The sequence below is a fragment of the Olivibacter sp. SA151 genome (genome assembly GCF_054130995.1).
In genome coordinates, this window is record NZ_CP096391.1 from 97,890 (window position 1) to 109,487 (window position 11,598).

The 11,598-nt window shown below is 39.6% G+C and carries 10 protein-coding genes; 4 read left to right on the plus strand and 6 right to left on the minus strand.

What is annotated here, in order from left to right:
* Positions 1–4: 4 nt before the first annotated feature.
* Positions 5–2,386 (minus strand): ABC transporter permease, encoded by a 2,382-nt coding sequence (locus M1D52_RS00380; RefSeq protein WP_437393992.1) that lies wholly within the window; start codon positions 2,384–2,386, stop codon positions 5–7.
* A gap of 276 nt (positions 2,387–2,662) precedes the next feature.
* Here M1D52_RS00380 and M1D52_RS00385 point away from each other — a divergent pair, with 276 nt between their 5' ends.
* Positions 2,663–2,956 (plus strand): nucleotidyltransferase family protein, encoded by a 294-nt coding sequence (locus M1D52_RS00385; RefSeq protein WP_437393993.1) that lies wholly within the window; start codon positions 2,663–2,665, stop codon positions 2,954–2,956.
* Positions 2,949–3,290: a HepT-like ribonuclease domain-containing protein gene (locus M1D52_RS00390; RefSeq protein ID WP_041387133.1), complete on the plus strand. Its 342-nt coding sequence runs from the start codon at positions 2,949–2,951 to the stop codon at positions 3,288–3,290. The genes M1D52_RS00385 and M1D52_RS00390 overlap by 8 nt, the downstream gene beginning before the upstream one ends.
* A gap of 95 nt (positions 3,291–3,385) precedes the next feature.
* Here the strand turns inward: M1D52_RS00390 and M1D52_RS00395 are convergent, their stop codons facing one another.
* The 4 genes from M1D52_RS00395 to M1D52_RS00410 all read right to left on the minus strand — a co-directional run bounded on the left by M1D52_RS00395 (position 3,386) and on the right by M1D52_RS00410 (position 7,014).
* The gene (locus M1D52_RS00395) at positions 3,386–3,859 is read right to left on the minus strand and encodes a GNAT family N-acetyltransferase (RefSeq protein ID WP_437393994.1); all 474 of its coding nucleotides are present in this window, start codon (positions 3,857–3,859) and stop codon (positions 3,386–3,388) included.
* A gap of 197 nt (positions 3,860–4,056) precedes the next feature.
* The gene (locus M1D52_RS00400; RefSeq protein WP_437393995.1) at positions 4,057–4,476 is read right to left on the minus strand and encodes a type II toxin-antitoxin system VapC family toxin; all 420 of its coding nucleotides are present in this window, start codon (positions 4,474–4,476) and stop codon (positions 4,057–4,059) included.
* Positions 4,466–4,711, minus strand: coding sequence for a DUF6364 family protein (locus M1D52_RS00405; RefSeq protein WP_013664501.1), 246 nt, complete (start codon positions 4,709–4,711; stop codon positions 4,466–4,468). The genes M1D52_RS00400 and M1D52_RS00405 overlap by 11 nt, the downstream gene beginning before the upstream one ends.
* A gap of 239 nt (positions 4,712–4,950) precedes the next feature.
* Positions 4,951–7,014: a helix-turn-helix domain-containing protein gene (locus M1D52_RS00410; RefSeq protein ID WP_013664500.1), complete on the minus strand. Its 2,064-nt coding sequence runs from the start codon at positions 7,012–7,014 to the stop codon at positions 4,951–4,953.
* Between the two features lie 295 nt (positions 7,015–7,309).
* On the opposite strand from M1D52_RS00410, the gene M1D52_RS00415 reads away from it, so the two are divergent.
* Both M1D52_RS00415 and M1D52_RS00420 read left to right on the plus strand, forming a co-directional pair.
* On the plus strand, positions 7,310–7,900 hold the full coding sequence (locus M1D52_RS00415) for an ankyrin repeat domain-containing protein (RefSeq protein WP_437393996.1): 591 nt from the start codon (positions 7,310–7,312) through the stop codon (positions 7,898–7,900).
* A gap of 23 nt (positions 7,901–7,923) precedes the next feature.
* Positions 7,924–8,970, plus strand: a complete 1,047-nt coding sequence (locus tag M1D52_RS00420) for an acyltransferase family protein (RefSeq protein WP_437393997.1) — start codon at positions 7,924–7,926, stop codon at positions 8,968–8,970.
* Between the two features lie 115 nt (positions 8,971–9,085).
* On the opposite strand, the gene M1D52_RS00425 is transcribed toward M1D52_RS00420, so the two are convergent.
* Positions 9,086–11,500, minus strand: coding sequence for an ABC transporter permease (locus M1D52_RS00425; protein WP_437393998.1), 2,415 nt, complete (start codon positions 11,498–11,500; stop codon positions 9,086–9,088).
* Positions 11,501–11,598: the final 98 nt, after the last annotated feature.

Below are 11,598 nucleotides of genomic sequence, written 5' to 3' on the forward strand. Positions count from 1 at the left end.
AAATTTATTCGCTTCTCAACGCATTAACCGGCTTATTAAGCGCTGTTTTAATGGTTTGCAAAGCAATTATGAATAATGTAATTCCACCTAAAACCAGCATGGGCATAATAAAAGTACTTGCTTCCAACGCTGTCCTTACGTAATAATTTGTTAACCATTTTTTCATTATCCAATAGCTAGTCGGTACCGCTATGCATGCCGCTAATAGAAACAGTGGATATACATCGTGGATGAACAGATAAATAATTTGTCTAACAGAGGCTCCTAAAACCTTTCGTATGCCTATTTCCTTCACCCTTTTTTGTAGATTGTGTGATATGAGCCCTACAATGCCTAATAGAACGATGATCATTGCAAGTATAGTCGCTACTGTTCCTGCATGTTTCAACTGCATTTCCGTCCTATACTGTTGTGCTAGTTTAGCATCCATAAACGTGTAATCGAACGGGGCGGTTGGTAATATTTGCTTCCAAGCAGCAGTTAAATGATTTAATGAAACGCCGACATTTCCTGGTTTTAAGCGAATACTGAAATAGCGGTAAACATTACTGTTTTTTATGTTAAACCATAGCATTGGTCCGATGGGAAAGTGCATAGAGTTCCCGTAAAAATTTTTTGTTACACCTGCAATGATCGCAGAACTTGCATCCGTAAAATAAATGGCTTGATTAACGGCATCGGCAGGATTGCTATAACCAAGTGCCTTTGATAAAGCTTCATTGATTACTACACGGTCCGTAGGTTCGGACGCTTCGTTAGGGCTATAAAAATTGCCCGCAAGTAGCGGTATTTTATAGGTTTCGGCAAAATGCCGATCGGAAAAAACTAAACCGGTACTGATGGGATCGGTGCCTGTCGCGTTTTTCAGAACGTTTGTATTGCCCGAAGACATCGCCCCGGGGATATCATAAGAGATGGAAATATTTTCAACCTCGGGGAGTTTAGCGAGTTCTTGCCTTAATACTTCGGTATGTCGTAAGCCTTCTGCAGTCCAATCGCGTGGCACCTGTACCGTTAATAGATATTCTTTATCATAACCTAGGTTTTTGCTAAAGAACAAACTAACCTGTTGGGCAATAATAGCCGATGATGTCAGTGCAATCAGCGCAATAGCAAATTGAACACTGATTAACCCCCGAAGAAGAAAGGACCCATCTTTGCTTTGTGCCAGCTTACCGCGTGCTGACTGGACGGTAGGAAGCGAGGATAAACGGAGCGCCGGATAGGCTCCGGCAAATAGTCCTATTATTAAACAACTAAGGATAGCGAATATCCAAAACGACCCAGGTAAGTTGAAAAGTGAGGGGATGGATTTTCCCAATACGTTGGATATTACCTTCGACAAGAAGGGATAAAGGCAGACTGATAATAACATGGATATAATCACCGCTAACTGGGCCTCTGCAATAAATTGAGTCTGTAATTGTTTCTTGGTACCTCCAACCACTTTTCTGATACCAATTTCTTTTAATCGACCGGCAGATGTATTAATGCTGATGTTTACAAAATTAATGACGGCCAATAGCAAGATCGCAAAAGCAACGATCGAGACGGTGTACAGCAAATGCTTAATCGATCCATCACCTTTTTCCAGATGATAGGTCTTTAAAGGTGCCAGCGAGGCTTTATAATCTTTTACGATCGCTTTAGGAGCATGTGCTTGAATGAGATCTCGTATAGGTTTCTCCAAAGAACTTGGGGAGACATTTGGTTGTAGCTCTAAATAGGAAGCTATATAAAGGCTTTGCCAATCGTCAATAGGTCGGTCAAAAAAGCTGGTTGATTGTATTGGTAGTATTAAATCTGTCGCGGGGCCTGTCAAGTTTAAAACAGCATTTTCTCCTTTGTGTTCCAACACGCCACCAATCGTAAAAAGCTGTTCTTGATTGTTAAAGTTCCGGACGGTAAGTTGTTTACCTAGCGCCTCCTCGTTCCCAAACAGACGCTTAGCAAAAGGAGCAGATAATATGACCTGATCGGGTGTTTTAAGTGCAGCGTTTACATCGCCGCTAAGTAACTTGAAACCGAACATTTCAAATAAACTTGAATCAGCTACAATAGCGTTACTTTGAACAGGTTGGCCGTCATAGGCAATAATAGCCGTGATGCCATCAAAGCGGAAATAGTTCTTTACTAAATGGGGATAATTCTCCTTAAGAGCCCGCGGGAGCATACCAATAGCGGAATATTCATTAAGATTACTTTTTAAGAGATATTGCTGATCAATATGTTTAATGTCTTGATTGACCCGAAGTTCCTGCCATACAAATGCACCGATAAGCAATGTAAAGGATAAGCCACAGGCTAAGCCCAGTATATTGATCGCTGTATTGAATTTGTGTTTTCGTAAGTTCCTCCAAGCAATTTTGATATAATTTTTAAGCATATTGTTAATTTTTCGGCGATGTATCGGCTATTCATTGAATTGCTTAAAAACTTTGCCAAATCGAATGGGCATTATAAGGTCTTGATTTTTAGTGTATTTTGCTAGTGTAAGTGGTGTGGCTGTTCGATATCGAACAGCAGAGTGTGCGATACCGTACAGTGGATTAGGTTGCGTTAATGGGAATTTATCTAGGCGTCTACTTTTTTGATCATCTCAAGATGATCGATTCCATGGGGTATTTGCAATATTAGTGGATGTTTTATATTTTTGATAATCATGTACGAAAAAGCGCAGATATTGAAAATACTTAAGGCGAAGAAGCAAGAGCTAGTACGAAAGTATCATGTTTCGGAGCTTGGCTTGTTCGGTTCATATGCTAGGGGAGATTATAGCGTTGAAAGCGATATTGACATCCTCGTTGATTTCGACAAACGTATCGATGGATTTGAGTATATTCGTCTCGCTCATGAATTGGAAGATCTCTTTCACCAAAAAGTAGATTTAGTTTCCCGAAAGGGAATTAAGCCCTTATATCTTCCTTATGTGGAAAATAGCTTAGTGCATGTCTGAACGGAATCTTTCGTTGCTATTGCTCGATATCGAAGAAGCTATTACGGCAATTCTTGATTATACGAACAGCTATACCTTCGAAGACTTTGAGGCGGATGCTAAAACCAGGCATGCCGTTGAACGGAATTTTGAAATTATAGGTGAGGCGGCTGCCAGAGTTCCCTCAAGTTTCAAAGTGAGGAATTCACACATCGAATGGCGGATCTTGAAGGATTTCAGAAACTTTATCATCCATGAATATTTTGGGATTAACAACGAAATTGTGTGGGAAACTGTACAATTGAGATTGCCCGAATTGTTAGTCGAAATCCGTTTAATAAGGGATAGGCTTTAATCATCAAAATACCAAAGAATACTGTACCGATTATTTTGTTCTTTTCTTTGTAGCTTTTAGTCATGTGAGAAGACCTTCTGCCCAAAAGTCTATCTTTATGACCCTTCTACGTTCTTGATCATTTCAATATGATCAATCCCATCTTCATCATAGACTTCTCCATCCACAACAAATCCAAGTGATTCGTAAAAGGGTGTGGCATATACTTGGGCTCCAATGCGGATGGGACCTTCCCCAAATAGCTCATAACACGCTTGAATAGCCCGTTTCATCAGCTCTTTCCCCAAGCCGGTTCCTCTGGCGAGCTTGCTGGTAACAATACGTCCGATGGACATTTCCCGATAAGAGACACCTGGCGGAACCAAACGGGCATAGGCTGCCAAGGTTTCGTCCTGATAGATTAATAAATGATGGCACAACTGGTCTTTATTATCGGCATCCAAATAGGCACAATTTTGTTCTACGACAAACACCTCACTTCTTAATCTTAAAAGCGCATATAATTCATAAGGATTAAATGCGTCGAAAAGTCTGATGTACTGCCTGAGGGAGCTAATATCAAGTTTCATAATAGGACAAAGATACAGGCTTTTTTTTGTTTAAGTATCAAGCCTGCCTGCCGGTAGGCAGGTATCAAGTATTCTTAAACTCCCATTTGTAGAGTTACGTCTTATATCTCGCTAACGGCATCTTTTTTTAGTCTACTAACCAATAACGAGCCACTAATAACCAATAGTAAAGATTTTAGGAGCCTCTTCTGATTAAATCATGCATTCAATCTAATAAATTCCTGAGGAGAAAGAACGGGTAGAGAAGGGAGGCTGTTTTTCTGAAAATGTTGATCGCGACTAATGACAAAATCAAGTTTGTGATGCAGAGCCGTATAATATAATAAAGCATCTTCCACGTCAGTCATCGATGAATGGATCGCCGCCAAAACCTGTTCATGAGGAATTTCGATACTGTTTAAAAAGCTTAATAACAAACCGAGAATTTCTTTTGCTTTAACGGGACCATATGATTTGGTGATCCAGTAAGCACATATTTGTATGACAGAAGGGGATACGTATCCTTTTATCTTCCCTTGTTCTGCCCAGACTATAATGGTTTTTCCTTCTTCATAGGCTTTTCTTTGGAGAACAAAATCTAGTAGAATGTTGACATCCAACAATACTTTAAAAGCCATATTTATCCGCGTTATCCTCAAAATAATCTTTTGCCAAATCCACTTGATCCTGGATTTCAGGTTTTGGCAAACTTTCAATAAGCTGAACGATTCCTTTCTCAGACGGCTTTTTCACAATGAATGTTCTAAAATAACTTTCTACAAGCTCGGAAACACTACTGTGTTTTTGGGTGGCATATGCTTTTACCTGTGCCAATAGCTGTTCATCAATAGTTAGATTTAATTTTGCTTTCATGGGCCATTCTAAATAAAGCAAATATACGCATAAATTTATAATATACGCATCCGTTGCGAGCAAGATGTTTTATTTCATTACGAGATGGGCTAAACCGTTAATCATATCTTTCCCGCAGATAAATAAGATTTTCCTCAATCCAAAATTCGTTTAGTGACAGCAAGGAAGTGGTGAAATTCTTGATTTGGTGAATTGGCAGTTTCATCGGGTTGTATTGCACGCTTGCTTTTATACCTCTACTATAGTAATCCCTTTTCTTCTAGCGATACCTTTATCTCCTTGTGCTTATCCCAGAACTTTGTTTTGATGGTATGCATTACCGTCTTGAATTCAGGCAGATTTCTAAAAGGTTTAACTAAAGGATCTCTTTCAAGTAAAAGTATCCAATATTGATAATTATCTACCTTGCTAAATAGCTTCAAGTGATCGAGGGTTTTCTTGCTGTCTTTCAGGTAAGCATAATACATCGCTAGGTGTACGTGCTTATAAATAGATTGGTCATTGTCTGCAAACTCTTTAAAACTGGTTATGAATTTATTCGACTCCTCTTTAAAGCCCAATTTAGCTAGAACGATTCCAATAGTAAGGTCTACGTGTTTAAAAATGTCCAATTGTTGAGCTTCACGCAGGTTAATAAATTGCCTGTAATACCGATAAGCGGCTTGATAGTCGCCAATGTAACAGTAAACATTTCCTATTTCCTGCAAAATATGGAGTTGTGTACTATCTCTATCCCATTCTTTCAGCAACAACTGCTTCGTTTGTTCGGTACTTCCGTCTTTGGCAAAAAGGATGGCTGCCTTCACCCAGATAGCATAGGAATTTTCGGGATTGTAACTTATCGACTTATTAATGTAATGAAGTGATTCTTCGACAAATCCGGTTTGTATCAGCGCATTGCTGAGGTGTAAATAGTTAACGCTTGTGGTCGTAGAATCTTGTAATCCCGCATTCAACTTAACCCCTAGAAGCGCATACTCGAGGTACTTGGCGGTATTGGGAATAGAATAGTTATAAAAATCTGATAAAAAGTGGATAGCCAAAATGGAATTAGGATTGTATTCCAAGGCTTTTTCGAGATAGGGAACGGCAGCCTCATAATCTTTTTGATGTGCATAAAATAAAGCTTTGGCAATAAGGCTCTCGGGCAAAAGAGGGTCGCATAAAAGTGCTTTATCTGCGTAAAAACCCATTTCGGCGGTATAAATTTTTCTTTCTTGAAAAAGATCCAGGTAGTAGTAGGCAATGGCAGAAACGGCATAAGCAAGGGCAAATTGAGGATCTTCTTTAACAGCCTTTTTGAAATAGCTGATAGCTTGCGCTAAATTGGTACGGCCACCTTTATGTAATAAATCGCTGCCTTTCAAAAAAAGGTCGTATGCCACCAAATTCTCGGTCGGATTTTTTTCAATCCTCGATCGTTCTTCACGAGTAATGGTCGCTTGAACTTCTTTGGCAATGTCTTTTGCAATCTCCTGCTGCAATTGAAAAATATCTTTAACCTCTCTGCGGTATTGACGAGACCATAAGTGTCGATCATTTGGAGCTTCAATCAACTGCACATTTAACAAAATTTGGTTACCGATCTTTTGACCGCTCCCCTCTACAAAATAATTTACATTTAGTTCTTTTGCCATCTCAGGGATGGATTTGAATATATTTCTATACTTTTCGGACGATGTCCTACTCGTTACTTTCAAATCTTTTATTTTTTGAAGGTTATTGAGCGTAGATTCCATGAGACCATTGATTAAATAGACATTAGTGGAATCATTGCTGTCATTTTTGAAAGGTAATACGGCAATCGATTTTTCAAGTGAGCTCTTAGCAGATGAAGCTTTCATACCATACCTGAGTAAAGCGATGGCTAATACAACGATTAACCCGGCAGATAGTAAGATAAAAATGAAGCGTCGATTACGGTTTTTGGAAATAGCAGGAGGAGGAATATTTTCCGTTGCCTCTCTTTGACTATTAGCCGCTCCGGGAGGGAAGCCATAATATTCGCGAAAGCACTTGATAAAATAGGATGTGCTGCTAAAACCGACACGGTCTGCTACTTCAGAAACGTTTAAGGAAGACTCCCGTAGCAGATTCATCGCATGCTCTAAACGCACCTGCCTGATTAGTTGACTTACTGACAAATTGCTGAGCTTTCTCACTTTACGGAGTAGGTTTGAACGGCTCATATTCAGCTCTTCAGCGAGTTCGGAAACGCCAAACTGCTCATTGGAGAGATTTTTCTCCACGATGGTAGCAATTTGACGGATAAACTCATTAGCAACGGGTTGATAATCAGGCATTGGTTTACATCTTGTCTTTTCATATCAAACTTAGACAAATTCCCTTTTATAGGCAATATAATACCGTCACATATAAAAGGAAATTGCTGGTCTCTTCTCTGCGTTTGGAGCTTATTGTTATAAAGGAAATATACCTATTTGAACGATTATGCATCATAATTTATATCGATTCATCATAATTTATATTGTCATCTCTAAACTTGATGGTTTTATCCGCATGGCTATTTGGTGCTTCCTGTGAACTAGAACGATCTTTACAACATAAAAAAATCGAAAACAACTAATACTAGCCATCATGAAAACGAAAGAAAGAAATTTATCAAAAGCAGCTTTTACATTATCCTTTTTAATAGCCTTGTTTATTATGACCGGATGTCAAGGCGGTTCTAACCAAAAGGAAAATGCTATTGAAGATAAGGACAAGGTAGCCGCTCCAAAAGTTGATATCCACACAGCGGTTATAACGGGAAATTTGGAAGCTGTTCAGCAGCATATCGATGCGGGAACAGATCTAAATAAGAAAGACCCTTATGGCGGATCGAGTCCTTTAATATCCGCAGCGTTATTTGATAAGCCGGAAATGGTTAAGCTATTAATCGACGCAGGAGCAGATCTGAATTTTCAGAATAAGGAGGGGTCCACTGCACTTATTACGGCCGCATTTTTTGGTCGGCCTCATATTGTCAAAATGTTACTGGATAGTGGGGCTGATAAAACAATAAAGAATAAATATGGAGCTACAGCCTACGAATCTGTAGCAGCACCCTTCAGTGAAGTCAAGAGTACCTATGATATGATGGGTAAAATGCTTAAGCCTTTTGGATTGGAGTTGGATTACGCATATCTCGAAAAAATTCGACCGGAGATAGCTGCCCAAGTGAAATAATATACAACGAAAAAGGAAAGAATATGCCAGTACTAGATAGAAGATATGATATTGATTGGATGCGGGTCATCGCGATTGCATTGCTCTTGATATATCATATAGCAATCGGTTTCCAGCCTTGGGGGATGATGATCGGGTTTATCACGAATGAAAGATCATGGGATGCTTTGTGGATCCCTATGAGCATGATGAACATATGGCGGATACCACTTTTATTTTATGTGTCAGGGATGGGTGTCTATTTCGCCATGAGAAATAGAAGCTGGAAACAACTTTTTTTGGAGAGAGCCAAAAGAATATTACTTCCATTTCTTTTTGGGATGCTATTGATCGTTCCTCTCCACATTTATATATGGCAAAGGTATTATCATTTTGATACAGCCTATTTACCCGGTCCCGGCCATCTATGGTTTCTTGGTAACCTTTTTGTTTATGTTATCGTGTTCGCGCCGATTTTTTTCTATTTAAAGCGGCAAGAACATAGTCGGCTAGTGAATAGCATGAAAAAGATAATTAGTAGTCCGCAAGGTATACTATTAGTAATGAGTGTATTTATCGCCGAAGTTTTATTAATTGATCCGATGCCTTTTGAATTGTATGCGATGACATGGCATGGTTTCGTTCTGGGGATGCTGGCGTTCTTCTTCGGCTTTTGTTTTGTCTTGTGTGGTGCTACCTTTTGGCATATGATTCTAAGGTGGCGATGGCTGTTTCTTGCGTTTGCAGTAACCTTTTTTATAATAAGGATTACTTATTTTCAGTCTTCAGCGCCGACTTATATGCTGTCTATTGAGTCGAACAGCTGGATTATTTCATTTTTTGCATTTGCGTACAAATATTTCAATTATCCCAGCAACCTACTTCGCTATTTAAGCCGTGCGGCGTACCCGTTTTACATACTTCATATGATTTTTCTTTACCTTGGATCTTATTTTATCTTTCCATTGGATATAGATGTACGTATTCAATTTGTTTTGGTTTTGCTCGCGACGATAACCGGTTGTTTCCTAACTTATGAATTCTTTATCAGAAGAATAGGTTTTATCGGGCGACTATTTGGGTTAAAATGAAAGCAAGTATTTCCTGCTTTCTATTTTTGATGTTTCGTTCAAGCAGCTTACCCCCCTCTTACGGTGCGCCCTTTCTTCTGCCCAACAACTAAGAACCGATAACCAATAACTAAATTCACTCGTTGCGCAAACTATTCACCGGATTGGCCAATGCGGCTTTAATTGCTTGAAAGCTGATCGTCAGAAAAGCGATGATCAGGGCCATGACTAAAGCAAAACCAAAAATCCACCATTCCATCTCAATGCGATAAGCAAAGTCGTTTAACCAGTTGCTCATAACATACCACGCCAAGGGAAGAGCGATGACCGCAGCAATGAGGACTAGACGTAAAAAATCGGTAGAAAGTAGTCGAATAATCGTTGTGGTACTGGCGCCTAGTACTTTCCGAATACCTATTTCTTTGACTCGCTGTGTGATGGTAAAAGCAGAAAGACCGAACAAGCCCAAACAGGCGATGGCAATGGCAATACACGAAAATAAGGTAAATATTACCTGTTGTTGCTGTTCCGCTTTATAAAGATCAGAAAAGCGGTCATCCAAAAAAGTATAAGTAAAAGGTGTTTCCGGTAAGTATTTTTCCCAGACTGCTTGTAAGTGCGCTAAAGCTTGCTGGACATTCCCGTTAACCTTGACAGAAATTCGTCCATAACCGTTCTCATCAGTAGAACTAAACAAAACTAAGGGTAAAATGCGTTGATGTAAAGATTCGAAATTGAAATCGTTCATAACGCCGACAATTTGTCCCGCCCTCGTGTCGTATTTAAAAGGTTTACCAATCGCGTCTTCCGGCGTTAATCCCAGAACACGAACTGCAGCTTCGTTCAGAATAAAGGAAGAAGTATCTCGCTCATTACCGACGCGAAAATTCCTGCCGGTAATGATATCTATTCCATAAGTAGGGATAAAACCGGCATCGCTACGTACATATTTGATATCCGCCTTTGAAGGAGCGAGGCCATTTCCTAAGTTAATTTGCGACCCGGCCGCATCTAACAACCTTCCCGAAGGAATTCGGCTTGATCGTCCTACTTCCTTAACGTTCGGGTTAGCCAATAGGCTGGTTTTAAACGATTGAAAAGTACCATCCAGTCCTTGGTTATTATTAAGCACAACGATCTGTTCTTTGTTAAAACCCAAACTTTTGTTTTGGATGTACTGAAGTTGCCTGAATACAATCAGGGTACCAACGATCAATATAATGGAAATGGAAAACTGAAAAACTACAAGTGCCTTTCGGAGCGAAAATGTATTCTCGCCGGTTTTGAAAATACCTTTCAGTACTTTGATAGGTTGGAAACCGGAAAGAAATAGGGCGGGATAAATGCCTGATAACACACCGATAATGAAGGGAAGAATCGTAATGGCAATTAAAATGGGGGCTTGTAGCAGATGGTTTAGCGTAAAGGTCTTTCCGGCCAGTAGATTTAATCCGGACAATGCCATTCCTGTCAATACAACCGATATCAACGAGGCCAGTAAGCAGAGCAGAACACTTTCGCTTAAGAACTGATAAATCAATTCTGTTTTCTCTGCTCCAACGACTTTCCGGATTCCAATTTCTTTTGCACGCAGGGCGGAGCGTGCGGTGGATAGGTTCATATAGTTGATACAAGCGATCAATAAAATAAAAAGACCTATTATAGAAAAAATATAAACCCGCTTGATATCGCCATTTTCTTCCAATTCGGAATCTTTATGAGAATGAAGGTGAATATCTGTTAATTTTTTTAAGGAAAGGAAGGTCCACTCCTGGGCTTTATTGTCGGCACCGGGAATATGTCTGTTTAAGAAAGACGGAAATTGTGCTTCCAGTTTGCCGGCATTGTAATCTTTAGGCAACAAAACATAGGTATAAAACGCGTTGTTTCCCCAATTGGTACGAAGTTGTTCTTCTCCATATATTGCAGTATCCCTTAATGTAGAAAAAGAGACCATGATATTGGGATGCCAATGCGCATTGGAAGGAAGCGATTTATAAACGCCCGTTACCGTACCGGTAAGCTTTTGGTCAACTTTTAATAACTTATTTAAAGGGTTTTCCATTCCAAAATACTTCTTGGCCATTTCTTCGGAAAGCATGATGGAATAAGGTTCTTGCAGTGCCGTTTTCGGATCACCTTTGGTTACTGTAAAATCAAAGACCTTAAAAAGGTTTTCATCCGCACAATAGACATTATCTTCATTGAATACCTTGTCTTGGTATTGAAAGGTCATACCCCCAATAGGAAGTATGCTGGTCAGTGCCTGGATTTCCTTAAAGTCGTTTTTTAATAAAGGACCAACAGGTGGCGCAACCGCACCGAGTTCTAGGGAGACGCTTTTACTCTCTGTATTTAAGAAAGTTCGTTCCACTCGATAGATTTGGTCTGCCTTGCTATTATAGCGGTCATAACTCAGTTCATCAAGTACATACAAGGCAATGAGTAGGCAACAGGTGATTCCGATACTCAAACCAAACAAGTTGATGAAGGAAACGAATTTGTAGCGTAGCAAATTTCGCCAAGCGATTTTTATGTAATTTTTTAACATGGTATCAAGTATTAAGTATCAAGCCTGCCTGCCGGTAGGCAGGTATCAAGATATGTTAAAAGCTCCTTTACGACGTTGCGTCTTATATCTTTACTCAA